This window comes from Variovorax sp. Soil_C_33 (genome assembly GCF_057656935.1).
Window position 1 is genome coordinate 77,835 of the sequence record NZ_JBDGJK010000003.1, and the last position, 24,446, is coordinate 102,280.

The following is a 24,446-nucleotide window of genomic DNA, read 5'->3' on the forward strand; positions in this document are numbered from 1 at the left end:
TTTTCGTCTCTTGAGGGAGACGCTATTGAAATACGGAAAGCTGCACGGCGCAGTCGCGAAGGTGCCCGTCAGCCTTCGACCTTGCGCAGCGCGTAGCCGACGCGCGGGAAGTGCACGTGCACGGTCCCGGCACGTGGGTCGGTGCGGCGCAGCGTGTAGTGGGTGCGGGTGGCGGCGATGAGTTCGCCTTCGGTGGGCTCGGGTCCGAAGCTCTCGCCCGCGACTGTGACGCGGGTGCCGAGCGGAATGCCGTGCTCGTCCTGGAAGGTGCTGTCGGACAAGAGCGTGTGCGGCGTCGAAGCAGCCGCGACCGCAATGGCCTGCGCGGCATCGAAGGTCTCCATCGTGCCATGGCCGATCGCGGCCATGCGGTCCATCCAGTCGCCCACCGCCGGCGTGAACTGCAGGATGCCCGCCATCGAGGGCGTGCGCTTGCGCGTGAACCACAGCGGGTGGTAGCAGGCGAAATCGGCCACGGTCGGGTAGGCGCCGAGCAGGTAGTCGGTGTCGTCCAGCATGTCGGACAGGCGCCGGAGGTAGGACTTGTAGGCCGCCGCGGCATCGCCCGGGCGATGCCGCACCATGTTGACGCTCATGGCCTTGCGGTCCTCGCCGAAGGCCTTGGCCAGTTCGGGCGGCGCCTTGCCGAACAGGTCGGCCGCGCCCTTGCCGCTGAAGCTGTAGGCCATCGAGGCCCAGAAGAGCGAGGTCTCGCCCCATTGGGCCACGACGCGCTCCAGGCCCTTGCCGGGCTCGGGATAGATCGAGGGCAGCGGCGAGATGTGCTCGAGCACGTCGCAGATCAGCGCCGTGTCGCAGTAGATGTCGGCACCGATCTGCAGCACCGGCGTCTTGCGGTAGCCGCCCGTGAGTGCGATCAGGTCCGGCTTGGGCAGGATCTGCGGAATGATCACCGACTTCCACGTGAGCTTCTTGTAGCCGAGGATCAGGCGCAGCTTCTCGGAGAAGGGCGAGGTCGCGTAGTGATGGAGGATCAGGTCTGCCATGAGGGTCCTTCGGATGTCCGCGTCATTGGGGCCGCGCGCGGACGATGATGGAATCGAAATCGGTGCCGGCACCGAGCGTGCCGAAGGCATGGCCCCAGTCACCGCCCAGGCGCGAGGCGCAGAAGGCACCGGCCACCGCCTGCGGCGCGCTCTGCACGAGCAGCGCACCCTGCACCGCGAGCGCCACGTCCTGCGCCAGGCGGCGCGCTTCGGCTTCGGTGGCCATGGCCTCGATGCGCGCCGGCAGCGCATCGGCCAGCCGGTCGAGTGCCGCATCGACGCCGCGCGCCGGCGCGAGCTCGTGCGCCAGCGCCGCGACCGCATCGCCCTTGCGCAGTCCGCGCAGCAGGTCGAGCGCCATGATGTTGCCGGCGCCTTCCCAGATCGAGTTGAGCGGCATCTCGCGGTAGACGCGCGCCATCACGCCCTCGCCGCCCTCCTCCACGTAGCCGTTGCCGCCGAGGCATTCCATCGCCTCCTGCGCGAAGTGGCTGCCGCGCTTGCAGATCCAGAACTTGGCCACCGGCGTGAGCAGGCGCGCCATCAGGCCCTCGTGCTCGTCCTGCTGGCGATCGAAGGCGCGCGCGAGGCGGATGGCGAGCGCGGTGGCGGCTTCGCTTTCGAGCGCGAGGTCGGCCAGCACGTTCTTCATCAGCGGCTGTTCGATGAGCGGCTTGCCGAAGGCCTGGCGCTGCGCCGTGTGATGCAGGGCGAGGCTCAAGGCCTGGCGCATCAGGCCGCTGGTGCCGAGCGCGCAGTCGAGCCGCGTCATCGTGCCCATCTCGAGGATCTGCGGAATGCCACGGCCTTCTTCGCCGACCAGCCAGGCGCTCGCGCCGTGGAATTCGACCTCCGAACTGGCATTCGCCTTGTTGCCGAGCTTGTCCTTCAGGCGCTGGATGCGGATGCCGTTGCGCACGTCTTCGCCCATCCAGTCGGGCAGCACGCGCGGCATGAAGAAGCACGAGAGCCCGGCCGGTGCCTGCGCGAGCACCAGGAAGGCATCGCACATCGGTGCCGAGAAGAACCACTTGTGGCCCGTGATCTCGTAGCGCTCGCCCCAATCATCGCCGGCGACGCGAACCGCCCGCGTGGTGTTGGCGCGCACGTCCGAGCCGCCCTGCTTCTCGGTCATGCCCATGCCCATAGTCACGCCGGGCTTGTCGAGCGCGGACTTGAGCACCGGGTCGTACCAGTGGCTCGCGAGCTTCGGCCCCCAGTCGGCATGAATGGCAGCGTTGCCGCGCAGCGCGGGCGTCACGGCGTAGCTCATCGAGATCGGGCACAGGATCGAGGGCTCGAGCTCGGTGAAGAGCATGAAGCCGGCGGCGCGCTGGACATGCGGCGAGGCCGACTCGCCAGTCCATGGCGTGCCGTGCAGGCCCGCGCCCACCGCCTCCTTCATCAAGGCGTGATAGCTCGGATGAAACTCCACCTCGTCGATGCGCCGGCCGAAGCGGTCGTGCGTGTGCAGCACCGGCGGGTTCGTGTTGGCGAGCCGCGCGTGGGTCTGCATCTCGACCGAACCGACCACGCCGCCCAGATGCGCCAGCGGCGCAAGCTGCAGCTGCGGCGCATTGAACTTCAGCGCGTCACGCAGCGGCCGGTTGGTTTCGAACAGGTTGTAGCCGGCCAGCGGGACCGGCTGGTTGAAGACCTCGTGCGTCGTGATGTCCATCGCCGGCCTCCGCGCGTTTTGCCTAGATCAGCTTCACCAGTTGCTTGCCGAAGTTCTTGCCTTTGAGCAAACCGAGAAAGGCCTCGGGCGCCGACTCGATGCCCTGCGCGATCGACTCGCGCGGCCTGAGCTTCCCGGTAGCAACCAGCTGGCCCAGCTCCGCCAGTGCCTCGGGCCAGACTTCCATGTGCTCGCTGACGATGAAGCCTTCGAGCTTCATCCGGTTGATGAGGAACAGCGCCGGATTGGCCAGCGGCAGCGGCTGGCCGTCGTAGCCGGCGATCATGCCGCAGAGCGCGACGCGCGCGAAGGCATTGGCGCGCAGCAGCACCGCGTCGAAGATGTAGCCGCCGACGTTCTCGAAGTAGCCGTCGATGCCCTTCGGGCAGGCTTCCTTGAGCGCCGCGCTCATGCTCTTGACGTCGGGATGCTGCCGGTAGTCGATGCAGGCGTCGAAGCCCAGTTCGTCGGTCACGTACTTGCACTTGTCCGCGCCGCCCGCGATGCCGACCACGCGGCAGCCGCGAGCCTTGGCCAGCGCGCCGAAGGCACTGCCGACCGCGCCGCTCGCGGCCGTGACGACCATCGTCTCGCCGGCCTTGGGATTGATGATCTTCACCAGGCCGTACCAAGCCGTCACGCCGGGCATGCCGACCGCGCCAAGGTAGTACGAGAGCGGCACGTGCGTGGTGTCGACCTTTCTCAAGGCGCCGGGCTGTGCGGCATCGACCACGCTGTATTCCTGCCAGCCGCCGAAGCCGACGACCTTGTCGCCGACGGCGTACTTGGGGTGCTTGCTCTCGACCACTTCGCCGGCGGTGCCGCCCTGCATCACCTGGCCCAGCGGCTGCGGCTGGGCGTAGCTCTTGGCATCGTTCATGCGGCCGCGCATGTAGGGGTCCAGGCTCATGTAGTGGTGGCGCACCAGTACTTCGTTGTCCTTCAGCGGCGGCGTCTCGGTGCTCGCCAGCTTGAAGTTGGAAGCGACGGCTTCGCCATCGGGGCGGTTGTCGAGCAGCTGCTGTCTGTTGGTGGGCATGAAAGTTCTCCTAATCTGTGGAAGGCGGACGCATCGCGTTGGCGCTGCCGGGGCCGGTGGGCAGGCGCCGCTTGACGTACTTGAAGGTGCCGGTGGCGTGGGCGCAGACGCGCTCCTGCTCGTCGAAGATCTTCGCTTCGACGAAGGCCATCGTCGCGGTTCGGTGCAGCAGCTTGCCGCGCGCATGCAGCGGGCCGACCGAAGGCTGCATGAAGCTGGTCTTCATCTCGATCGTGACCACGCCCATCTCGGGCGTCTCGCTGCGCGCGGCGGCCGCCATGGTGATGTCGAGCAGCGTCATGCAGGCGCCGCCGTGGGTCACGTCGAAGGTGTTGAGATGCTCGGGCTTGGCCGTGTAGCGGATCTCGGATTCGCCGCCCTCGAACTTCGTGAGCTCGAAGCCCAGATGCTTCGCGAACGGGATCTGGCTCGTGTAGGAGCGGACGTTGATGTCGTCCACCTCAAGCTCCGAGCACGACGCTCACGCCGCCGTCGATCGCCAGCCACTGGCCGGTGATGTGCTTGCCGGCGTCGCTCGCGTACAGCAGCGTGATGCCCTTCAGGTCTTCTTCGTCGCCAAGCCTGCCGAGCGGCGCATGCGAGGCCATCTTCTCCTCGCCGATGGAATTGATGAGCCCGGCGGCCATCTTGGTCATGAAGAAGCCCGGGCAGATCGCGTTGACGTTGATGTTGTACTTGCCCCATTCGGCCGCCAGCGTATGGGTGAAGCCGATCACTGCGCTCTTCGAGGTGTTGTAGGCCAGGGTCTGCATCTCGGGCGGATTGCCGTTCAGGCCCGCGATGGAGGCGATGTTGATGATGCGGCCGCTCTTCTTCGGGATCATGTAGCCGCGCGCAACCTGCTGCGCCAGGATGAAGTAGCCGCGTACGTTGAGGTTCATGACCTTGTCCCAGGCTTCGACCGGATGGTCTTCCGCCGGTGCGCCCCAGCTCGCGCCCGCGTTGTTGACCAGGATGTCGACCGCGCCCATGCGTTCCAGCGTTTCGTCGGCCAGGCGGCGCGTGTCTTCTTCCTTCGAGCAGTCGGCCGCGATCCAGCGCGCGTCGATGCCGGCTGCCTGCAGCTCGGCCGCGGCCTGCTCGAGGTCGTCGGCCTTGCGCGAGCTCAGCATGATCTTGGCGCCGGCCTCGCCGAGCGCATGCGCCATCTGCAGGCCGAGGCCGCGCGAGCCGCCGGTGACGAGTGCGGTCTTGCCGCTGAGGTCGAAGAGTTTCTGGATGCTGCGTGCGGTCATGATGTCTCCGGGAGTTCAGGGGGTTTCGTAGTCGAGCACGCTGCGGGCCTCGCGCAGGCTGCCAAGCAGCGCCGAGACTTCGACGTGCTGCGGGTGCTCCAGGTAGGCCTGCAGCGCGGCCTTGTCGTCGAAGGCCGAGCACAGCACGACGTCGCAGTTGGCTTCCAGATCGGGCGTGCGCACCGCGACCTCGAACGCGCGCATGCCGGGCACCAGGCCGCGGCAGCTATCGAGCTTCTCCTTGAACAGCGCGGCCTTGGCCGGGTCCTTGAGCTTCCACATCACGATGTGCTTGATCATGGCGAGTCTTTCATTCGAGAGCGAACGTAGATGAGGACCACGCCGACGATGGCCACCACCACGCCGGGCACGGCCATGATCCAGCCGATGGTCTCGTCCGCGCGCCCGGTCGCGATGCCCAGGATCAGCAGGAAAAGACCGCCGTAGATCAGGATCCAGATCCATTTCTCGAGCGTGGCGTGGGGTTTGACGGCCATCAGAAAGCCTCCTCGGGCAATGCAGTGCAAGTCGGATCGCGGCGTTCGACCACCTGGAGCCAGGCGCCGATCTTCGGCAGTTCGTAGTGGAAGAAATAGTCGGTCGCGCCGATGCGCCCGGCAGTGGCCGGAAGCACCTTCGACGCATCGCGTTCGAGCGCATGCTGCGCCACGTCGAGCCAGATCCAGGCCAGCACCGTGTGGCCGAAGGCCTGCATGTAGGGCACGGCATTGGCCAGCGCCTCCTGCGGATTGCCGGTGGCCCAGGCCGCCTTGGTCGCGCTGCCGATGCGCTGCAGCGCTTCGGCCAGCGCCTTGGCATGCGTGGCCAGCGAGGGCATGCGGGCCGCGCGCGCGATGGTGTCGGTGATGCGTGCGGCCAGGAGCTGCATGCCGCGGCCGTCTTCCATCAGCACCTTGCGGCCCAGCAGGTCGGCCGCCTGGATGCCGTGCGTGCCTTCATGGATCATGTTCAGGCGGTTGTCGCGCCAGTACTGCTCGACCGGAAAGTCGCGCGTGTAGCCGTAGCCGCCGTGCACCTGGATCGCGAGCGAGTTGGCCTCCAGGCACCATTCGCTGGGCCAGCTTTTGGCGATCGGCGTGAGGACTTCCAGCAGCAGGCGCGCGTCGTCCGCAGCCTGCGCATCACCGGTCTTCTGCTCGTCGACCAGGCGTGCGCAATAGAGCTCCAGCGCCAGCGCGCCTTCGCAGTACGCTTTCTGCGCGAGCAGCATGCGGCGCACGTCGGCGTGCTCGATGATGCGCACCTGCGGCCTGGCGGCGTCCTTGCCGGCGGGGCCCGCGGGCCGGCCCTGCGGCCGGTTCTTCGCGTAGTCGAGCGATGCGTGGTAGCCGGCCATGCCCAACATGGTCGCGGCGGTGCCGACGCCGATGCGCGCCTCGTTCATCATGTGGAACATGCAGTGCAGGCCCTTGCCGGGCTGGCCGACGAGGTAACCCACCGCGCCCGCCTTGCCGCCGACCGGAAACTTGCCCTCGCCGAAGTTCAGCAGCGTATTGGTGGTGCCGCGCCAGCCGAGCTTGTGGTTGAGGCCTGCAAGCGCGACATCGTTGCGCTCGCCGGTGAGCTGCCCTTCGGTGTCGACCATCTTCTTCGGCACGATGAACAGCGAAATGCCGCGCGTGCCCGGAACGAGCTTGCCGTTCTCGTCAGGGATCTTGGCCAGCACGATGTGCACGATGTTCTCGGTCAGCTCGTGGTCGCCGGCCGAGATCCACATCTTGTTGCCGAAGAGCCGGTAGCGGGGTCCGAGCGGATCGGCCGCGAAATCGGCGCCGTCGGGCACAGCGCGCGTCGCCACGTCGCTGAGGCTGGAGCCGGCCTGCGGCTCCGACAGGCACATGGTGCCGGACCAGCGGCCCGCGAACTCGTTCGCCGCGAACACCGACTGCTGCATGGGCGTGCCGTGCACCATCAGCAGGTTGGCATTGCCGCTCGTCAGCATGTTGGCGCCGATGCTGACCGAGGCCATCGCGAAGAAGCTGTTGGCCGCTGCCTGCAGCGTGTACGGCAGCTGCATGCCGCCGATCTCGTAGTCCTGCGCGGCGGAGAGCATGCCCGATTCGACGAAGGCCTTGTGCGCGTCGTGCGTGGCCTGCGGCAGGATCACCTTCTCGCCGTCGAAGTGCGGCTCCTGGGTGTCGACGGTGCGGTTGTGCGGCGCGTACTTCTCGCGCGCGATGCGCTCGCAGGTGTCCAGCACCGCATCGAAGGTCTCGCGCGAGTGGTCGGCAAAGCGCTCGCGCTCGTTGAGCGACTCGGCGTGGAGCCAGTCGTAGAGCAGGAAGTCGAGGGTGGGACGAAGGCTCATGATCGATTCCTGAGGTTGAGGCTGGTCACCCTTGACGGGGTGGCGTCATTACAGAACTTCGAACACGCCCGCCGCGCCCATGCCGCCGCCGATGCACATCGTCACGACCACCTTCTTGGCGCCGCGGCGCTTGCCTTCGATCAGCGCGTGGCCGGTCAGGCGCTGGCCGCTCACGCCGTAGGGGTGGCCGACGGCGATGGCGCCGCCGTTCACGTTCAGGCGGTCGCCCGGGATGCCGAGCTTGTCGCGGCAGTAGATCACCTGCACCGCGAAGGCCTCGTTGAGCTCCCAGAGGTCGATGTCGCCGACCTTGAGGCCCAGGCGCTTCAGCACCTTCGGGATCGCGAACACCGGGCCGATGCCCATCTCGTCGGGCTCGCAGCCCGCGACCGCGAAGCCGAGGAAGCGGCCGAGCGGCTTCAGGCCCTTCTTCTCCGCGTACTTCTCGTCGACCACCACGCAGGCGCCGCCGCCGTCGGAGAACTGGCTGGCGTTGCCGGCCGATATCAGGCCGCCGGGCATGGCCGGTCGGATGCCGCTGATGCCTTCCTTGGTCGTGCCCGGGCGGATGCCTTCGTCGTTCTCGACCGTGACTTCCTTGGTGCGCAAGCCCATCACCGGGTCGGCCACCCCGGCCAGTACGGTGATCGGCGCGATCTCGGCCTTGAAGAGGCCGGCCTCGAGCGCGGCGGTGGCCTTCTGCTGGCTGGCGGCACCGTACTCGTCCATCGCGTCGCGGCCGATGTCGTAGCGCTTGGCGACCTGCTCGGCCGTCTGCAGCATGTTCCAGTAGATCTCGGGCTTGTGCTTCACCAGCCAGGGATCGGCCAGCATGTGCTTGTTCATCTCGTTCTGCACGCAGGAGATGCTCTCGACGCCGCCGGCCACGTAGACCTCGCCCTCGCCCGCGATGATGCGCTGCGCCGCGGTCGCGATGGTCTGCAGGCCGGAGGAACAGAAGCGGTTGATGGTCATGCCGGCGGTGGTGATCGGCAGGCCGGCGCGCAGCGCGATCTGGCGCGCGATGTTCGCGCCGGTCGCGCCCTCGGGATTGGCGCAGCCCATGATCACGTCGTCGACCTCGGCGGCGTCGATGCCGGCGCGCGCCACCGCGTGCTGCACCGCATGGCCGCCGAGCGTGGCGCCGTGCGTCATGTTGAAGGCGCCCTTCCAGCTCTTGGCGAGCGGCGTGCGGGCGGTGGAGACGATGACGGCGCTGGTCATGGTGAGGTCCTTTGAAAAAGAGAGGTGATGCTTACTGGGGCTGCTGCACGGTGTTGCGCAGCAGCTGGTGATAGAACTGGATCATCTCGACGTAGTTGGCGATCGAGATGCGCTCGTTGGTGCCGTGGAAGCGCGGCAGGTCCTCGGAGCGCGCGCGCACCGGGGAGAAGCGGTAGATCGCACCGCTCACGATCGCGAAGTGGCGCGAGTCGGTGGCGGCGATCATGAGGCCCGGCGCGACGATGGCATCGGGGAAGGTCTGGCGCACCGATTGCGCGATCGTGCGATAGCCCGTGCTCTCGATCGGCGACACCGGCGAGGGTTCCGAGTTGCCGGGATACTGCTTGATCGTGATCGCATCGTTCGCGACGGTCTTGCGGATATGCGCCTCCACCGAGGCCAGCGTGTCGCCCGGCAGCACGCGGAAATTGACGGCCGCCTCGGCGCGGCCCGGCAGCACGTTGTCCTTGTTGCCGGCGCGCACGATGGTCAGCGCGGTGGTGGTGCGCAGCATCGCATTGCTGCTCACGCCTTTCTCGAGCTGGCCCTGCACCACCGGACCGAAGAGCCAGAGGTTGGAGAGCGCCACGCGGCCGAAGCCACTCATCTCGGGCGCGAGCGTCGCGAACATTTCGCCCGCCACGCCGCCGATCGCGGCCGGCATCGGGTTGGCCTCGAGCCTCGCCAGCGCCGCGCTCATGCTGCCGATGGCCGTGCTGGACGGCGGCATCGAGGAGTGGCCCGGCGGCGTGTCGAGCGAGAGGAAGAAGGTGCCGTAGCCCTTCTCGGCCAGGCCGATCAGGGCGGCCGGCTTGTCGAGGCCGGCGAGCACGCCTTCGGTGACCAGCAAGCCTTCGTCGAGCACCCATTCGAGCCGGACGCCGCGCGACTTCAGCAGTTCCGCGATCGGCTTGGCGCCGCGCAGGCCGCTGACCTCCTCGTCGTCGCCCGCGACCAGGTACACCGTCTGCCGCGGCTGGAAACCGCTGGCCACGAGCATCTCGATGGCTTCCATCTGCGCCAGCAGGTTGCCCTTGTTGTCCCAGGTGCCGCGGCCCCAGACGAAGCCGTCCTTGATCTGGCCGCTGAAGGGGTCGACCTCCCAGGCCTTCTCGGTGCCGGAGGCGATCGGCACCACGTCCTGGTGCGCCATCAGCGCGACCGGCTTGGCAGAAGGGTCGCTGCCGGTCCAGGTATAGAGCAGCGCGTGGTCGCCGACGACTTCCTTCTTCAGTGTCGCATGCAGCTTGGGAAACTTCTGCGCCAGGTAGGCGTGGAGCTTCTTGAACTCCTCGCCGTTCTGCTGCCCACCTTCGAAGCTCGACACGGTACGGATCGGGATCGCACCCGAGAGCCGCTCGGCCACCGCCTTGGCATCGACCGCGGCCTTCTGGACCGCCGGCACCTGCAACTGCCGCGAGGGCGTGCGCCAGGTGTTGCCCGCGATCACCACCGCCAGCACTAGCAGCGCCAGCAGCAGCCCGAGCAACACCCTTTTGATCACAGCCGGTCCTCGCTGTCGCTTCAGCTCAACTGCTTGCCTTCGGCCACCAGCTTCTGGATCAGCGGCGCGGGCTGCCAGAAGCTCGCGTCGTCGCGCGGGTTCTTGGCAAAGCGCTTCATCGCCTCGGCCACGTTGTAGAGGCCGACCTGGTTGGCGTAGTGCATCGGGCCGCCGCGCCAGATCGGGAAGCCGTAGCCGGTGAGGTAGACCATGTCGATGTCGCCCGACTTGGAGGCGATGCCGTCCTCGAGGATGTGCGCGCCTTCGTTCACCAGCGCGTAGACCAGGCGCTGCACGATCTCCTCGTCGGAGATCTTGCGCGGCGCGATGCCCTCGTCCTTGCGGTGCTTTTCGATCAGGTCGAGCACGACCTGGCTCGGGATCGCATCGCGCTTGCCGGCCTGGTAGTCGTACCACCCTGCCCCGGTCTTCTGGCCGAAGCGGCCCAGCTCGCAGAGCTTGTCGGCCGTCTTGCTGTACTTCATGTCGGCGCGCTCGGTCGCGCGACGCTTGCGGATCGCCCAGCCGATGTCGTTGCCGGCCAGGTCGCCCATGCGGAACGGGCCCATGGCGAAGCCGAACTTCTCGATGGCGCGGTCGACCTGCTGCGGCGTCGCGCCTTCGTCCAGCAGGAAGCCGGCCTGGCGCGAGTACTGTTCGATCATGCGGTTGCCGATGAAGCCGTCGCACACGCCGGAGACCACGGCCGTCTTCTTGATCTTCTTGGCGATCGCCATCACGGTGGCCAGCACGTCCTTGGCCGTTTCCTTGCCGCGCACCACCTCGAGCAGCTTCATCACGTTGGCCGGGCTGAAGAAGTGCATGCCGACCACGTCCTGCGGGCGCTTGGTGAAGGCGGCGATCTTGTCGACGTCCAGCGTCGACGTATTGGAAGCCAGGATGGCGCCGGCCTTGGCGACGCGGTCCAGTTCCTTGAACACCTTCTCCTTGACGCCGAGTTCCTCGAACACGGCCTCGATGATCAGGTCGGCGTCCTTCAGGTCGTTGTAGTCGAGCGTGGTGGACAGCAGCGCCATGCGCTCTTCGTACTTCTCGGCCTTGAGCTTGCCCTTCTTGACCTGCGCTTCGTAGTTCTTGCGGATGGTGGCGATGCCGCGGTCGAGCGCCTCCTGCTTCATCTCGAGGATCTTGACCGGGATGCCCGCGTTCAGGAAATTCATCGAGATGCCGCCGCCCATGGTGCCGGCGCCGATGACGCCGACCGACTTGATGCTCCGCTGCGGCGTGTCTTCCGGCACGTCGGGAATGCGCGAAGCCGCGCGTTCGGCCATGAACAGGTGGCGCAGCGCCATCGATTCGGGCGTGAACATCAGCGCGGTGAAGAGGCGCCGCTCCTCGGCCATGCCGTCGTCGAACTTCATCTGCGTGGCAGCCTGCACCGCATCCACGCACTTGAGCGGCGCCGGGTAGTTCTTCGACATGCCGCCGACCATGTTGCGCGCGAACTGGAAGTAGGCATCGCCCTGCGGATGCTTGCACGGCAGCTTGCGCACCAGCGGCAGCTCGCCGCTCTTGCCGGCCACCGACTTCGCGAACTCGACCGCTTCCTCGAACAGCGATTCCGGCGAAGCGGCCAGCTTGTCGAACAGCTTCTGGCCGGGCAGCGAAGCGAGCAGCTCGCTCTTGACGGCCTCGCCGCTCACGATCATGTTGAGGGCGGTCTCCACGCCCAGCACGCGCGGCAGGCGCTGCGTGCCGCCGGCGCCGGGCAGCAGGCCCAGCTTGACCTCGGGCAGCGCGACGCTGGTGCCGGGCGCGGCCACGCGGTAATGGCAGCCCAGGGCCAGCTCGAGGCCGCCGCCCATGCAGACCGAATGGATGGCCGCGACGATCGGCTTCGTCGATGCCTCGAGCGCGAGGATTACGCTCAGCAGATTGGGCTCCTGCAGCGCCTTGGGCGTGCCGAACTCCTTGATGTCGGCGCCGCCTGAGAAGGCCTTGCCCGCGCCGGTGATCACGATCGCCTTGACGGCCGCGTCGTCCAGCGCCTTCGAGAGCCCGTCGGTAATGCCGATGCGCGTCGAGAAACCGAGGCCATTGACCGGGGGATTGGTCAGGGTGATCACGGCGACGTCGCCGAGCACTTTGTATTCAGCCGTCATGCTGCGTTCCTTTGGGATGGGAGAGGATCGAAAAAGGGGCCTCGCGCCAAAAAGCACGAGTGTTCTTTTTTGTTTGAAATTCTAGGCGTTTCGCGTGACCCCGCAACCGGGCGTCAGTCGCTGCCGGGACAACGTCTGCCCCCCGGCTTGCCACTGCGTGTGCTACGCCACCCGCCGAGGGGGAGGCGCGGCCGCCTTGGGGCGGCCCGGCGGCGCCGCGGCCGGAGGCGCTCAAACCTCCAGCCACTCCTTGCGGGTGGACGCATCGGCACGCAGACTGTCCGGCGTACCGTCGAACACGATGCTGCCGTGGCCCATGACCAGCGCGCGGTCGGAGATCTGCATCGCGATCGTCAGCTTCTGCTCGATCAGCAGCACCGAGATGCCCTTGTCCTTGAGCGTGCGCAGGTACTGTCCCACCAGCTCGACGATCTTGGGCGCCAGGCCCTCGGTGGGTTCGTCGATGATGATCAGGTCGGGGTCGCCCATCAGCGTGCGGCACAGCGTGAGCATCTGCTGCTCGCCGCCCGAGAGCACGCCGGCCTCCGTGTGCTGGCGCTCCTTGAGGCGCGGGAACATGCCATACATGTCGTCGAACTGCCAGCGGCTGCCGCGGCCCTTGCCCTTCTGCCCGAGCAGCAGGTTCTGGTGCACCGTGAGCTTGGGGAAGATGTCGCGGTTCTCAGGCACGTAGCCGATGCCCATGTGCGCGATCTCGTAGGCCTTGCGGCGCAGGATGTCTTCTTCCTTCCAGTGCAGGCCGCCTTCGGCATGCACCAGGCCCATGATGGCCTTGGCCGTGGTCGAGCGGCCCGAGCCGTTGCGGCCCAGAAGGGCCACGATCTCGCCGGGCCCCACGCTGAATGAAACGCCATGCAATACATGGCTCTTGCCGTAATAGGCGTGGATGTCCTGGAGCTTGAGCATCTCTTCAGTGTCCTCCGCTCTGCGCATCGGCCACCGTGGAACCCAGGTAGGCCTCCTGCACGCGCGCATTGGCGCGCACTGCCGCGGGCGTGTCGAAGGCGATGACTTCGCCGTACACCACCACCGCGATCTTGTCGGCCAGGCCGAATACCACGCCCATGTCGTGCTCCACGGTGAGCAGGGTCTTGCCGACGGTCACCTGCTTGATCAGCGCAATGAAGTGCGCGGTTTCGGTCTTGCTCATGCCGGCCGTGGGCTCGTCGAGCAGGATCACGCTGGCGCCGCCGGCGATGGTGACGCCGATCTCCAGCGCGCGCTGTTCGGCATAGGTGAGGTTCACCGCATGCACGTCGCGCTTTCTTTCGAGGCCCACCTGGCGCAGCAGCTGCTCGGCACGCTCGTTGGCGTCGTCGAGATTCGAGAGGAAGCGCAGGAAGGTGTAGCGGTAGCCGAGGCTCCACAGCACGCCGCAGCGCAGGTTCTCGAACACGCTGAGCTTGGGGAAGATGTTGGTGATCTGGAAGCTGCGCGAGAGGCCCAGCCGGTTGATCTCGTAGGGCTTCTTGCCATCGATGCGCTGACCGTTGAGCAGCACTTCGCCGCTGGTGGGTTCGAGCCGTCCGCTGATGAGGTTGAAGAGCGTGGACTTGCCGGCGCCGTTCGGCCCGATGATGGCGATGCGGTCGCCGGCTTCCACCGCCAGATCGACGCCGCGGATGATCTCGGTCTTGCCGAAGTTCTTGCGCAGCGACTTCAGTTCAAGCGCGTGGGTCATAGGGCCCCCACGCTCTGCACTGCCGTGTCATCGCTGCCCCCCCAGGGGGCGCGAGCTTGCTTGAAGCGGTTCTGCGCGGCGCTCATGCCAGCTCCCTCCGCTTGATCTCGGCTTCGATCTCTTCCTGCGCATGCCCCCAGACGCGTACGAAGCGGCGCCGCACCACCTCCAGGATGCCGAGGCCGGCGGCGAGGATCACGACCGCGCCGAACCAACTGCTGAAGCCCGAGGTGTCGAGCGCCACGCCGAAGAAGTTGAGTGTCGGCCCGAGCGCCGAATTGAGCTGGATGTGATAGATCATCTCGATCAGGGCGGCGGCTCCGACCACCACCGGAACGGCCGCGAGCAACAGCCCGCCGTAGAGGCCCCAGAAGCGGTTGAACTTGCCGAACTTTGCGACCCGCAGGTTCATCATGACCAGGCTGGCGATGCCGCCCGGCGCGAACATCACCATGAAGACGAACACCAGGCCGAAATAGAGCTGCCAGGCCTTGGACAGTTCGGACAGCAGCACGGAGGCAAACACCAGCAGCACCGCGCCGATGATCGGCCCGAAGAAGAACACCGCGCCGCCGAGGAAGGTGAACAGCAGGTAGCCGCCGGAGCGGATCGCGTTCAGGCTGTCGGCCGCGTTGACGATCTCGAAGTTGATCGCCGCCAGCCCGCCGCCGACGCCGGCGAAGAAGCCCGCGATGATGAAGGCGAAGTAGCGCACGCGCTGCGTGTTGTAACCGATGAACTCCACGCGCTCGGGGTTGTCGCGCACCGCGTTCAGGATGCGCCCGAGCGGCGTGCCGGTGAAGGCATACATCAGCCCGGTGCAGACGAAGCAGTAGACGGCGATCAGGTAGTAGACCTGGATCTGCGGCCCGAAGGTTGCGCCGAAGAAGGGCCGCCCGTAAACGCGGTCGGTGGTGACGCCGCCCTCGCCGCCGAAGAAGCCCGGGAACATCAGCGCCATGGAGGCCACCAGCTCGCCGATGCCGAGCGTGATCATCGCGAAGGTGGTGCCGGATTTCTTGGTCGTGACGAAGCCGAACAGGATCGCGAAGAACATGCCGGCGATGCCGCCGACCACGGGGATCAGCACCAGCGGAATCGGCCAGCCGCCCTTGCCCGCCAGGTTCATTGCATGGATCGCGATGAAGGAACCGAGTCCGGTGTAGACCGCGTGGCCGAAGCTCAGCATGCCGCCCTGGCCGAGCAGGATGTTGTAGCTGAGACAGATGATGATGAGATAGCCCATCTGCGAAAGCATGGTCAGCGCCAGGCTGCTCTTGAAGACCAGCGGAGCGACGATGAGCGCGATCGCGAACAGCGACCAGATCAGGTAGCGCCCGATGTTCCAGGGCTTGAAGCGGTAGTACTGCGTGGTTTTTGCAGCGCCTGCCGGCGCCACCGGCGGCACCTGAACCTGCTCGAGGCTTTTGTGTGTAGTGCTCATCTCAATCCTCCCGCGTGCCGAGAAGTCCCTTGGGCCTGAAGATCAGGATCAGGACGAGAAGCAGGTACGGAAGGATCGGCGCCACCTGCGAGATCGTGAGCTTGAGCAGCTCGTAGCCGAAGGTCTGTTCGCTCACCGCGACGCCGACCGCCTGGAGGCCGGTGGCCAGCGACTGGTCCATCGCGACCGCGAAGGTCTGGAGGACGCCGATCAGCAGCGAGGCCAGGAAGGCGCCCGCCAGCGAGCCCATGCCGCCGACCACCACCACCACGAAGATGATCGAGCCCACCGAAGCGGCCATGGCCGGCTCGGTCACGTAGGTGTTGCCGCCAACCACCCCGGCCAGCCCGGCCAGCGCCGCGCCGCCGCCGAAGACCAGCATGAAGACGCGCGGCACGTTGTGGCCCAGCGCCTCGACCATCTCGGGATGCTTGAGCGCCGCCTGGATCACCAGCCCGATGCGCGTGCGCGTGAGCAACAGCCACACCGACAGCAGCATCAGCAAGGCCACCAGCATGATGAAGGAACGCGACTTGGGGAACTGCGTGCCGTACAGCGTGAAGAGCGGCCCCTGCAGCTGCGTCGGCAGGCCGTAGGGCACGGTCGAGCGGCCCCAGACCAGCTGCACCAGCTCGAGGATCAGGTAGGACAGGCCGAAGGTCACGAGCAGCTCGGGCACATGGCCGAACTTGTGCACGCGCCGCAGGCTGTAGCGCTCGAAGCCGGCGCCGAGCACGCCCACCAGCAGCGGCGCGATGAAGAGCGCCGGCCAGAAGCCGATGATCCCGGACAGGGTATAGGCCACGTAGGCCCCCAGCATGTAGAAGCTGGTGTGCGCGAAGTTGAGCACGCCCATCATGCTGAAGATCAGCGTCAGGCCGGAACTCAGCATGAACAACAGCAGCCCGTAGCTGACGCCGTTGAGCAGCGAGATGACGAAGAATTCGACGTTCATCGTTCCTTGGGGTTCGCGTTGGAAAAGAAAAAGGCCCGAGTGTTGAAGTCGGGCCTCGACCGGTCTGTTTAGGGCCTGCTCACGCCATCAGGGGCTGGGCCGCTTCATCTGGCAGGAGGTCGGCGTGCTCGCCACGTACGACTCGTAGTACTTGACCGGCACGAAGGTATAGCCGGTCTTCTCCGCATCCACCTTGAACTTGCCTTCCGCCTTCTCCCACTTGGCGATGAACAGCCCCTGCTGCAGCTGGTGGTCGGTCTTGCGCATCTCGACCTCGCCGTTGAAGCTCTTGAAGCGCATGCCCTCGAGCGCCGCGGCGACCTTCACCGGGTCGGTCGACTTGGCCTTGACGAAGGCCTCGCTCAGCATCACGAAGGCCGTGTAGGCCGACGAGGTGTACAGGTCCTCGTTGAACTTCTTGTTGAACTCCTCGGCCAGCCGCTGGATGTCGCCGCCCATGTTGTAGTGGCCGTAGCCCACCTGGTACACCTTGCCGGCCGAGGCCGCACCCATGGCGGTGGGCGTGCCGCTCACCGTGCCGTAGTAGGTGTAGAACTTGACGTTGTTCAAGCCCGCGTCGTTGGCCGACTTGATCAGGAGCGCCAGGTCGGAACCCCAGTTCCCGGTGATCACCGTATCCGCGCCGGAGGCCTTGATCTTGGCGATGTAGGGGGCGAAGTCGCGCACCTGCGCCAGCGGGTGAAGGTCTTCACCAACGATCTGCACGTCGGGCCGCTTGACCTTCAGGTTCTCCTTGGCGAACTTGGCCACCTGCTGGCCATGCGAGTAGTTCTGGTTGAGCAGGTAGACCTTCTTGACGTCCGGCTGATCCTTCATGAAGGTTGTCAGCGCTTCCATCTTCATCGAGGTGTCGGCATCCAGCCGGAAGTGCCAGTAGCTGCACTTGCTGTTGGTGAGATCGGGGTCGACCGCGGCGTAGTTGATGTAAAGCACTTCCTTGCCGGGATTGCGCGCGTTGTTCTTTTCCAGCGCGTCGATGATCGCCAGCGCCGCGCCCGAGCCGTTGCCCTGCAGCACGTAGCGAGCGCCCTGGTCCTGGGCCGAGCGCAGCGCGTTGGTGGTCTCCTGCGGGCTCAGCTTGTTGTCGATCGCGATGAGCTCGAACTTGACGCCGGCGGCGTTCTTCTTGTTGAACTCCTCGGCCAGGAACTGATAGGTCTTGAGCTGGTTGGTGCCGACCGCGGCCATCAGGCCCGACAGCGGATCCAGCCAGGCGATCTTCACCGTTTCGCCCTTCTGGGCCAGGGCCCCGGTGGCGGCGGCGGCGAGGATGGCTGCGGTTGCGAATTTCAGAGCGAATTTCATTCTGTGTCTCCTGTCATGCTGCTGTCGATGCGGGACGAGATTACAAGCCTTTGCATGCACGCCCGTCAGGGAATGCCCGTAAGAAATCCGCGGCCGGGCCCGTTTCTATCACTCAGGCGACAGCGCGCACTTCGGTGGTGCTACCCGGCGGTAGGATTCAGGCCTCTAGCCGCCCGACGGCCGCTTCATCTGGCAGCTCGTCGGCGTGCTTGCGACGTAGGCCTCGTAGTACTTCACGGGCGCCATGGTGTAGCCGGTGTTCTCCGCGTCGTAGGGGTATTTGCCGCCGGCCTTCTGCCATTGCGTGATGAAGAGGCCCTGCTGCAGCTGGTGGTCGGTCTTGCGCATCTCGACCTCGCCGTTGAAGCTCTTGATCTTCATGCCCTCGAGCGCGGCAGCCACCTTGACCGGCTCGGTCGACCTGGTCTTGACGAAGGCGTTGTCGAGCAGCGCGAAGGCGTGGTAGATCGAGGTCTGCGTCATGTCGTCGTTGAACTTCTTCTTGTATTCCGCCTGCAGCGGCTGGATCACGCCGCCCATGTTGTAGTGGCCGTAGCCGACCACGTAGACCTTGCCGGCCGCGCCGGCGCCCATGGCGGTCGGCGCGCCGCTGCCGAAGGCGTAGTAGGTGTAGAGCTTGACGCTGCTGAGCAGGCCGGAATCGTTGGCCGACTTGATCAGGAGCGCCAGGTCCGAACCCCAGTTCCCGGTGATCACCGTGTCGGCGCCCGACTGCTTGATCTTGGCGATGTAGGGCGCGAAGTCGCGCACCTGGGCCAGCGGATGCAGGTCTTCGCCGACGATCTCGATATCGGGCCGCTTGACCTTTAGGTTCTCCTTAGCGAACTTGGCGACCTGCACGCCGTGCGCATAGTTCTGGTTGAGCAGGTAGACCTTCTTAATCTCGGGCTGCTCCTTCATGAAGGTGGTCAGCGCCTCCATCTTCATCGAGGTGTCGGCGTCCAGCCGGAAGTGCCAGTAGCTGCACTTGCTGTTGGTCAGATCGGGGTCGACCGCCGCGTAGTTCAGGTAGACCAGCTCCTTGCCGGGGTTGCGCGCGTTGTGCTTTTCCAGCGCGTCGATGATGGCCAGCGCCGCGCCCGAGCCGTTGCCCTGCACCACGAAGCGCACGCCCTGGTCCATGGCCGAGCGCAGCGCGCTGGTGGTTTCCTGCGGGCTCAGCTTGTTGTCGATGGGAATGATCTCGAACTTCACGCCGGACAGGTTCTTCCGGTTGAACTCTTCGGCCAGCAGTTGGAAGGTCTTGAGCTGGTTGGTGCCGACCGCGGCCATCAGGCCCGACAGCGGATCGATCCAGGCGATCTTCACCGTCTCGCCCTTCTGGGCGAAGGAGGCGGTGGCGCCCAGCAGCATGGTGCACGCGGCGAGGGTCTTGATGGCAGCTTTCATGTCTTGTCTCCGTTTCGTTCTGAACATCGTCCGGCCGCGTTTCAGGCGTCCGGCAGCTTGTAGTCGCGCAACTGTTCGCGCAGACGGGTCTTGAGGATCTTGCCGGTGGCGCCGATCGGGATCGCCTCGAGGAAGACCACGTCGTCCGGGATCTGCCACTTGGCCGTCTTGCCCACGTAGAAGGCCAGCAGGTCCTCGCGCGAGAGTTCGGCGCCGGGCTTCTTCACCACCGCGACGATCGGACGCTCGTCCCACTTCGGGTGCGCCACGCCGATGCAGGCCGCCATCGCGACCGCCGGATGTGCCACCGCGATGTTCTCGATGTCGATCGAGCTGATCCATTCGCCGCCGGACTTGATCACGTCCTTGCTGCGGTCGGTGATCTGCAGGTAGCCGTCGGCGTCGATGGTCGCCACGTCGCCGGTGGGGAACCAGCCGCGCCCCTGCGCGTCGGGCACCAGCGGGTCGCCGCCCTCGCCCTTGAAATACTCCTTCACCACCCACGGCCCCTTGACCAGCAGGTCGCCCGAGGTCTTGCCGTCCCAGGGCAGATCACGGCCGTCGGCGTCGACGATCTTCATGTCGACGCCGAAGATGGCGCGGCCCTGCTTCATGCGGATGGCCGTCTGCTGCTCGGGCGACTGGGTGAGGTGCTTGTTCTTCAGCGTGCACAAGGTGCCCAGCGGCGACATCTCGGTCATGCCCCAGGCATGCAGCACCTCGACGCCGTACTGCTGCTGGAAGGCGTTGATCATGGCCGGCGGGCAGGCCGAGCCGCCGATCACGGTGCGCTTCAGGGTCGAGAACCTGAGCTCGTTGGCCTGCATGTGGCCCAGCATCATCTGCCAGACGGTGGGCACCCCAGCGGCAAAGCTGACCCGTTCGGATTCGATCAGCTCGAAGACCGATTTGCCGTCGAGCGCCGGGCCGGGGAACACCAGCTTGGCGCCGGTCAGCGCGGCCGAGTACGGAATGCCCCAGGCGTTGACGTGGAACATCGGCACCACCGGCAGCACCGAATCGCGCGCCGACAGGTTCATGACGTCCGGCAGCGCGGCCGCATAGGCATGCAGCAAGGTCGAGCGATGACTGAAGAGTGCGGCCTTGGGGTTGCCCGTGGTGCCGCTGGTGTAGCACATGCTCGAGGCCGAGTTCTCGTCGAAGCTGGGCCAGTCGTAGGTGTCGGCGTGGGGCTCGACCCAGGCCTCGTAGCTCACCAGGTTGGGAATGCCGCTGTCGGCAGGAAGCTTGTCGGCATCGCACAGCGCAATCCACTTTCTGACGGTGGGGCACTTGGCGTGCACGGCCTGGATCAGCGGCAGGAAAGTGAGATCGAAGCACAGGGCCTGGTCTTCGGCATGGTTCGCGATCCACGCGATCTGGTCGGGATGCAGGCGCGGATTGATGGTGTGCAGCACGCGCCCGCTGCCGCTCACGCCGTAATAGAGCTCCAGGTGGCGGTAGCCGTTCCAGGCCAGCGTGGCGATGCGATCTGAGAAAAGCAGTTGCTCGAGGTCCAGCGCGTTGGCGACCTGTCGCGCGCGCGACGCGATCCGGCGCCAGGTGCTGCGATGGATGTCGCCTTCGACCCGCCGCGAGACGATCTCGGCGTCGCCGTTGTGGCGCTCGGCGAACTCGATCAGCGACGAGATCAGCAACGGTTGGTCCTGCATCAAACCCAGCATCTGTAGGCTCCTTTCAAGTAACGTTCGAAAAATTCGCAGACCTTCGCGTCCGCCTGGTTCGCGATTCATTCAATCTTCGGCCGATCCCACAATGACAGAAACCCGCAGTGCGATCCGCGCACGCCGGCGCCGCACCAGGCCGATGGTGCGCATGGCCCCTGCGGCCAGGGGTTTAGTCGCCTGCGGGACAATCGGCACATGACCATGCTTGCAGACGAGGCGGACATCGTCGACCTGGGCCTCGACTGGACGCCGGGCTTTTCCGCACTGGGCCCTGCCTTCTTCACCGAACTCCGCCCCACCCCGCTGCCCGAGCCCTACTGGGTCGGCCGCAGCACGGCGCTGGCGCGCGAACTCGGACTGGACGAGGCCTGGCTGCGTTCGGCCCAAGGACTGGCTGCCTTCACCGGCAATGTGCCGGTCGCCGGTACGCGCCCCTACGCCAGCGTGTACAGCGGCCACCAGTTCGGCGTCTGGGCCGGCCAGCTGGGCGACGGCCGCGCGATCATGCTGGGCGAAACCGATCGCGGCTTCGAGCTGCAGCTCAAGGGCTCGGGGCGCACGCCCTACTCGCGCATGGGCGACGGCCGCGCGGTGCTGCGATCGAGCATCCGCGAATTCCTCTGCAGCGAAGCGATGCATGCGCTCGGCATCCCGACGACGCGCGCGCTGTGCGTGACGGGTTCGGACGCGCGAATCCGCCGCGAGGAACTCGAAACCGCCGCCGTCGTGACGCGCGTGTCGCCGAGCTTCATTCGCTTCGGCCACTTCGAGCATTTCGCGGCCAACCAACGAGACGAGGAACTGCGCGCGCTGGCCGACTACGTCATCGACCGCTACTACCCCGCCTGCCGCACGACCGAACGCTTCAACGGCAACGCCTATGCGGCCCTGCTTGAAGCGGTGAGCGAGCGCACCGCGGCGCTGCTCGCCCAATGGCAGGCGGTCGGCTTCTGCCATGGCGTGATGAACACGGACAACATGAGCATCCTCGGGCTCACCATCGACTACGGGCCCTTCCAGTTCCTCGACGGCTTCGATCCGCGCCACATCTGCAACCACAGCGACACCGCCGGCCGCTATGCCTACAACCAGCAACCCAATGTTGCGTACTGGAACCTGTTCTGCCTGGCGCAGGCGCTGCTGCCGCTGATAGGCGACCAGGAGATCGCGGTCGCCGCGCTGGAGTCGTACAAGACGGTGTTCCCGGACGCGTTCGAGGCCCGCATGCGGTCCAAGCTCGGCTTGGTCGATTCGGCGCCGGCCGACCGCACGCTGATCGAGGGCGTGCTCAAGCTGCTGGCAAGGGAAAAGGTCGACTACACCATCTTCTGGCGCCGCCTGTCCGACCACATGGCCGGCGGCAGTGCCGAGCCGGTGCGCGACCTGTTCCTCGACCGCGCCGGCTTCGACGCCTGGCTGCTATCCTTTGCCGAGCGGCACGCGCAGACGCCGGCGGCGCAGGCCGCCGACCTGATGCGCAAGAGCAATCCCAAGTTCGTGCTGCGGAACCACCTGGGCCAGCAGGCAATCGAATCGGCGCAGCAAAAAGACTACTCGGGCGTCGCCACCTTGCTGAAGCTGCTCGAAACCCCATTTGAAGACCATGCCGGCCACGAGGCCTATGCCGGCTTCCCGCCCGACTGGGCTTCCACGATCGAAATCAGCTGCTCATCATGACCACACCCATTCAGAAAACCGAAGCCGAATGGAAAGCCATCCTGGCCGAAAAAGGCGCCGAGCGCGGCGCCTTCGAGGTGACGCGCCACGCCGCCACCGAGCGCCCGTTCACCGGCAAGTACGAAGCCCACTGGGAAGACGGCAGCTACCACTGCATCTGCTGCGGCGCCAAGCTGTTCGAATCCGCCACCAAGTTCGACGCCGGCTGCGGCTGGCCCAGCTTCTCGCAGGAAGCGGTGCCGGGCGCCATCAAGAACATCGTCGACCGCTCGCACGGCATGGTTCGCACCGAAAATGTGTGCGCCAGTTGCGGCGCGCACCTGGGCCACGTGTTTCCCGACGGTCCCACCGAAACCGGCCTGCGCTACTGCATGAACTCGGCCTCGCTGGACTTCCACAAGCGCGACGCGTGACGCAGACGAAACAACATGAAACTGCTTCTCGACTTCTTCCCGATCCTGCTGTTCTTCGGCGCCTTCAAGCTCTACGACATCTACACCGCCACCGGCGTGCTGATGGCGGCCACGGTGCTGCAGACGGGCATCGTCTGGTTCAGCGAGCGCCGCCTGGCGCCGATGCAGAAGGCCACGCTGGTGCTGATCCTGCTGTTCGGCTCGCTCACGCTGCTCCTGCACGACGACCGCTTCATCAAGTGGAAGCCGACGGTGCTCTACGGCGCGATGGCGCTGGCGCTGGCCGTCGCGCTCTGGATCTTCAAGAAGAACTTTCTCAAGATGCTGCTCGGCGCGCAGCTGGAACTGCCGACGCAGATCTGGGGCCGGCTCAACATCGCATGGATCGCCTACTGCGTGTTCATGGCCGCGATCAACGGCTATGTGGCCGCGTATTTCAGCACCGAGGCCTGGGTCAATTTCAAGCTCTGGGGCTATGCCTTCCCGATCGTCTTCCTGGTGGCGCAAGGGCTCTACATCTCGCCCTACCTCAAGTCCGACAAGCCTGCAGCATGAGCCTTCCGACATCTGCGGACCTCGAGGCCCGCTTGCGTAACACCTTGCAACCCACGCTGCTCGAGGTGATCGACGAAAGCGCTGCGCATGCGGGCCATGCGGGCGCCGGCGCAGAGGGCTACGGCACCCATTTCCGCGTGCGCATCGCTTCGCCCCTGTTCGCCGGAAAGGCCCGCGTGGCGCGCCACCGGCTTGTGTATGATTCACTGCAACTTTTCATCGCACAGGGCCTCCACGCCATCGCCATCGAGACGCTTTGAAGCGCTTTGATTCCCGCCCTCCAGGGCGGCAAAAGTACCCTCCCCTTATGAAGAAACAACTCCTGCAGGCCGTCGCAGCCGCTGCCCTCATTGCTGCCATTCCCGCCGCTTTCGCCCAGAACGCGGCCATCGTCAACGGCAAGCCGGTGCCCAAGGCGCGCATGGACGTGCTGGCCCAGCAGCTCGCCGCCGCCGGCCGTCCGGTGACGCCGGAAATGCAGGGCCAGCTGCGCGAAGAAGTGGTGGCCCGCGAGATCTTCATGCAGGAAGCGCAGAAGCAGGGGCTGGATGCCACCGACGACTACAAGAACCAGCTCGAGCTCGCGCGCCAGGCCATCCTGATCCGCCAGCTGTTCGAGAACTATCGCAAGGCCAACGCCGTGTCGGATGCCGACGCGCAGGCCGAGTACGACAAGTTCGTCGCGGCCAACGGCGGCAAGGAATTCAAGGCACGCCACATCCTGGTCGAGAAGGAAGAGCAGGCGCAGAAGATCCTGGCCGACCTCAAGAAGGGCCAGAAGTTCGAGGACATCGCCAAGAAGCAAAGCAAGGACCCGGGATCGGGCGCCAACGGCGGCGACCTTGACTGGGCCGCGCCGGCGAGCTTCGTGCCCGAGTTCTCGGAAGCGATGATCAAGCTCAAGAAGGGCGAGACGACCTCGGCGCCGGTCAAGTCGCAGTTCGGCTACCACATCATCCGCGTCGACGACATCCGCCAGGCGCAGCTGCCGAAGATCGAAGAGGTCAAGCCGCAGATCGTGCAGCAGCTGCAGCAGCAGCGGCTGCAGAAGTACCAGGAAGAACTGCGCGCTAAGGCAAAGGTGGAGTAATCGAAGCCTCGTTAAAAAAGCGGCCC

General features: G+C 66.1%; 23 protein-coding genes. 5 read left to right on the forward strand and 18 right to left on the reverse strand.

Annotation, left to right across the window (positions count from 1 at the left end; all coding sequences use genetic code 11):
* Positions 1–68: 68 nt before the first annotated feature.
* The 18 genes from AC3A6B_RS05720 to AC3A6B_RS05805 all read right to left on the reverse strand — a co-directional run bounded on the left by AC3A6B_RS05720 (position 69) and on the right by AC3A6B_RS05805 (position 20,682).
* Positions 69–1,007 (reverse strand): glutathione S-transferase family protein, encoded by a 939-nt coding sequence (locus tag AC3A6B_RS05720; protein WP_487835794.1) that lies wholly within the window; start codon positions 1,005–1,007, stop codon positions 69–71.
* Positions 1,008–1,029: 22 nt separating this feature from the next.
* Positions 1,030–2,685 (reverse strand): isovaleryl-CoA dehydrogenase, encoded by a 1,656-nt coding sequence (locus AC3A6B_RS05725; protein ID WP_487835795.1) that lies wholly within the window; start codon positions 2,683–2,685, stop codon positions 1,030–1,032.
* Positions 2,686–2,707: 22 nt separating this feature from the next.
* Positions 2,708–3,724, reverse strand: coding sequence for an NADP-dependent oxidoreductase (locus AC3A6B_RS05730; RefSeq protein WP_487835796.1), 1,017 nt, complete (start codon positions 3,722–3,724; stop codon positions 2,708–2,710).
* Between the two features lie 10 nt (positions 3,725–3,734).
* The gene (locus AC3A6B_RS05735; RefSeq protein ID WP_487835797.1) at positions 3,735–4,184 is read right to left on the reverse strand and encodes a PaaI family thioesterase; all 450 of its coding nucleotides are present in this window, start codon (positions 4,182–4,184) and stop codon (positions 3,735–3,737) included.
* A gap of 1 nt (position 4,185) precedes the next feature.
* Positions 4,186–4,980, reverse strand: coding sequence for an SDR family oxidoreductase (locus AC3A6B_RS05740; protein WP_487835798.1), 795 nt, complete (start codon positions 4,978–4,980; stop codon positions 4,186–4,188).
* 15 nt (positions 4,981–4,995) lie between these two features.
* On the reverse strand, positions 4,996–5,280 hold the full coding sequence (locus AC3A6B_RS05745; RefSeq protein ID WP_487835799.1) for a Dabb family protein: 285 nt from the start codon (positions 5,278–5,280) through the stop codon (positions 4,996–4,998).
* Positions 5,277–5,477 carry a hypothetical protein gene (locus tag AC3A6B_RS05750; protein ID WP_487835800.1) on the reverse strand — a complete coding sequence of 67 codons (201 nt, stop codon included), beginning with the start codon at positions 5,475–5,477 and terminating at the stop codon, positions 5,277–5,279. Before AC3A6B_RS05750 ends, AC3A6B_RS05745 begins: the two co-directional genes overlap by 4 nt.
* Positions 5,477–7,309: an acyl-CoA dehydrogenase gene (locus AC3A6B_RS05755; protein WP_487835801.1), complete on the reverse strand. Its 1,833-nt coding sequence runs from the start codon at positions 7,307–7,309 to the stop codon at positions 5,477–5,479. The genes AC3A6B_RS05750 and AC3A6B_RS05755 overlap by 1 nt, the downstream gene beginning before the upstream one ends.
* A gap of 48 nt (positions 7,310–7,357) precedes the next feature.
* Complete coding sequence (locus tag AC3A6B_RS05760) at positions 7,358–8,533, reverse strand: acetyl-CoA C-acyltransferase (protein ID WP_487835802.1); 1,176 nt, start codon at positions 8,531–8,533, stop codon at positions 7,358–7,360.
* A gap of 31 nt (positions 8,534–8,564) precedes the next feature.
* The gene (locus AC3A6B_RS05765) at positions 8,565–10,037 is read right to left on the reverse strand and encodes a M20 family peptidase (protein WP_487835803.1); all 1,473 of its coding nucleotides are present in this window, start codon (positions 10,035–10,037) and stop codon (positions 8,565–8,567) included.
* 20 nt (positions 10,038–10,057) lie between these two features.
* Positions 10,058–12,160 carry a 3-hydroxyacyl-CoA dehydrogenase NAD-binding domain-containing protein gene (locus AC3A6B_RS05770; protein WP_487835804.1) on the reverse strand — a complete coding sequence of 701 codons (2,103 nt, stop codon included), beginning with the start codon at positions 12,158–12,160 and terminating at the stop codon, positions 10,058–10,060.
* 231 nt (positions 12,161–12,391) lie between these two features.
* The gene (locus AC3A6B_RS05775; protein ID WP_487835805.1) at positions 12,392–13,087 is read right to left on the reverse strand and encodes an ABC transporter ATP-binding protein; all 696 of its coding nucleotides are present in this window, start codon (positions 13,085–13,087) and stop codon (positions 12,392–12,394) included.
* Between the two features lie 4 nt (positions 13,088–13,091).
* Positions 13,092–13,862 carry an ABC transporter ATP-binding protein gene (locus AC3A6B_RS05780; protein WP_487835806.1) on the reverse strand — a complete coding sequence of 257 codons (771 nt, stop codon included), beginning with the start codon at positions 13,860–13,862 and terminating at the stop codon, positions 13,092–13,094.
* A gap of 82 nt (positions 13,863–13,944) precedes the next feature.
* Complete coding sequence (locus tag AC3A6B_RS05785; protein WP_487835807.1) at positions 13,945–15,306, reverse strand: branched-chain amino acid ABC transporter permease; 1,362 nt, start codon at positions 15,304–15,306, stop codon at positions 13,945–13,947.
* Between the two features lies 1 nt (position 15,307).
* Positions 15,308–16,261, reverse strand: coding sequence for a branched-chain amino acid ABC transporter permease (locus AC3A6B_RS05790; protein ID WP_487835808.1), 954 nt, complete (start codon positions 16,259–16,261; stop codon positions 15,308–15,310).
* An 87-nt stretch (positions 16,262–16,348) separates the two neighbouring features.
* On the reverse strand, positions 16,349–17,587 hold the full coding sequence (locus AC3A6B_RS05795) for a branched-chain amino acid ABC transporter substrate-binding protein (RefSeq protein ID WP_487835809.1): 1,239 nt from the start codon (positions 17,585–17,587) through the stop codon (positions 16,349–16,351).
* Positions 17,588–17,752: 165 nt separating this feature from the next.
* Positions 17,753–18,997: a branched-chain amino acid ABC transporter substrate-binding protein gene (locus AC3A6B_RS05800; protein WP_487835810.1), complete on the reverse strand. Its 1,245-nt coding sequence runs from the start codon at positions 18,995–18,997 to the stop codon at positions 17,753–17,755.
* Between the two features lie 41 nt (positions 18,998–19,038).
* Positions 19,039–20,682 carry a 3-(methylthio)propionyl-CoA ligase gene (locus AC3A6B_RS05805; protein WP_487835811.1) on the reverse strand — a complete coding sequence of 548 codons (1,644 nt, stop codon included), beginning with the start codon at positions 20,680–20,682 and terminating at the stop codon, positions 19,039–19,041.
* Positions 20,683–20,880: 198 nt separating this feature from the next.
* Here AC3A6B_RS05805 and AC3A6B_RS05810 point away from each other — a divergent pair, with 198 nt between their 5' ends.
* Genes AC3A6B_RS05810 through AC3A6B_RS05830 form a run of 5 tightly spaced genes read left to right on the forward strand, consistent with a single transcriptional unit; the run spans position 20,881 to position 24,420 of the window.
* Positions 20,881–22,362, forward strand: coding sequence for a protein adenylyltransferase SelO (locus AC3A6B_RS05810; RefSeq protein WP_487835812.1), 1,482 nt, complete (start codon positions 20,881–20,883; stop codon positions 22,360–22,362).
* Positions 22,359–22,775: a peptide-methionine (R)-S-oxide reductase MsrB gene (gene msrB / locus AC3A6B_RS05815; RefSeq protein ID WP_487835813.1), complete on the forward strand. Its 417-nt coding sequence runs from the start codon at positions 22,359–22,361 to the stop codon at positions 22,773–22,775. The genes AC3A6B_RS05810 and msrB overlap by 4 nt, the downstream gene beginning before the upstream one ends.
* Positions 22,776–22,790: 15 nt before the next feature.
* On the forward strand, positions 22,791–23,330 hold the full coding sequence (locus AC3A6B_RS05820) for a septation protein A (protein WP_487835814.1): 540 nt from the start codon (positions 22,791–22,793) through the stop codon (positions 23,328–23,330).
* Complete coding sequence (locus AC3A6B_RS05825; RefSeq protein WP_487835815.1) at positions 23,327–23,590, forward strand: BolA family protein; 264 nt, start codon at positions 23,327–23,329, stop codon at positions 23,588–23,590. Before AC3A6B_RS05820 ends, AC3A6B_RS05825 begins: the two co-directional genes overlap by 4 nt.
* A 47-nt stretch (positions 23,591–23,637) precedes the next feature.
* Positions 23,638–24,420, forward strand: coding sequence for a peptidylprolyl isomerase (locus tag AC3A6B_RS05830; RefSeq protein WP_487835816.1), 783 nt, complete (start codon positions 23,638–23,640; stop codon positions 24,418–24,420).
* Positions 24,421–24,446: the final 26 nt, after the last annotated feature.

Coding starts and splice junctions, on each gene's coding strand:
- AC3A6B_RS05785 (WP_487835807.1), bottom strand. CDS start 15,306: ATGAGCACTACACACAAAAGCCTCGAGCAGGTTCAGGTGCCGCCGGTG.
- AC3A6B_RS05805 (WP_487835811.1), bottom strand. CDS start 20,682: ATGCTGGGTTTGATGCAGGACCAACCGTTGCTGATCTCGTCGCTGATC.
- msrB (WP_487835813.1), top strand. CDS start 22,359: ATGACCACACCCATTCAGAAAACCGAAGCCGAATGGAAAGCCATCCTG.
- AC3A6B_RS05795 (WP_487835809.1), bottom strand. CDS start 17,587: ATGAAATTCGCTCTGAAATTCGCAACCGCAGCCATCCTCGCCGCCGCC.
- AC3A6B_RS05720 (WP_487835794.1), bottom strand. CDS start 1,007: ATGGCAGACCTGATCCTCCATCACTACGCGACCTCGCCCTTCTCCGAG.
- AC3A6B_RS05730 (WP_487835796.1), bottom strand. CDS start 3,724: ATGCCCACCAACAGACAGCAGCTGCTCGACAACCGCCCCGATGGCGAA.
- AC3A6B_RS05760 (WP_487835802.1), bottom strand. CDS start 8,533: ATGACCAGCGCCGTCATCGTCTCCACCGCCCGCACGCCGCTCGCCAAG.
- AC3A6B_RS05830 (WP_487835816.1), top strand. CDS start 23,638: ATGAAGAAACAACTCCTGCAGGCCGTCGCAGCCGCTGCCCTCATTGCT.
- AC3A6B_RS05775 (WP_487835805.1), bottom strand. CDS start 13,087: ATGCTCAAGCTCCAGGACATCCACGCCTATTACGGCAAGAGCCATGTA.
- AC3A6B_RS05820 (WP_487835814.1), top strand. CDS start 22,791: ATGAAACTGCTTCTCGACTTCTTCCCGATCCTGCTGTTCTTCGGCGCC.
- AC3A6B_RS05725 (WP_487835795.1), bottom strand. CDS start 2,685: ATGGACATCACGACGCACGAGGTCTTCAACCAGCCGGTCCCGCTGGCC.
- AC3A6B_RS05750 (WP_487835800.1), bottom strand. CDS start 5,477: ATGGCCGTCAAACCCCACGCCACGCTCGAGAAATGGATCTGGATCCTG.
- AC3A6B_RS05780 (WP_487835806.1), bottom strand. CDS start 13,862: ATGACCCACGCGCTTGAACTGAAGTCGCTGCGCAAGAACTTCGGCAAG.
- AC3A6B_RS05770 (WP_487835804.1), bottom strand. CDS start 12,160: ATGACGGCTGAATACAAAGTGCTCGGCGACGTCGCCGTGATCACCCTG.
- AC3A6B_RS05825 (WP_487835815.1), top strand. CDS start 23,327: ATGAGCCTTCCGACATCTGCGGACCTCGAGGCCCGCTTGCGTAACACC.
- AC3A6B_RS05740 (WP_487835798.1), bottom strand. CDS start 4,980: ATGACCGCACGCAGCATCCAGAAACTCTTCGACCTCAGCGGCAAGACC.
- AC3A6B_RS05790 (WP_487835808.1), bottom strand. CDS start 16,261: ATGAACGTCGAATTCTTCGTCATCTCGCTGCTCAACGGCGTCAGCTAC.
- AC3A6B_RS05810 (WP_487835812.1), top strand. CDS start 20,881: ATGACCATGCTTGCAGACGAGGCGGACATCGTCGACCTGGGCCTCGAC.
- AC3A6B_RS05755 (WP_487835801.1), bottom strand. CDS start 7,309: ATGAGCCTTCGTCCCACCCTCGACTTCCTGCTCTACGACTGGCTCCAC.
- AC3A6B_RS05800 (WP_487835810.1), bottom strand. CDS start 18,997: ATGAAAGCTGCCATCAAGACCCTCGCCGCGTGCACCATGCTGCTGGGC.
- AC3A6B_RS05745 (WP_487835799.1), bottom strand. CDS start 5,280: ATGATCAAGCACATCGTGATGTGGAAGCTCAAGGACCCGGCCAAGGCC.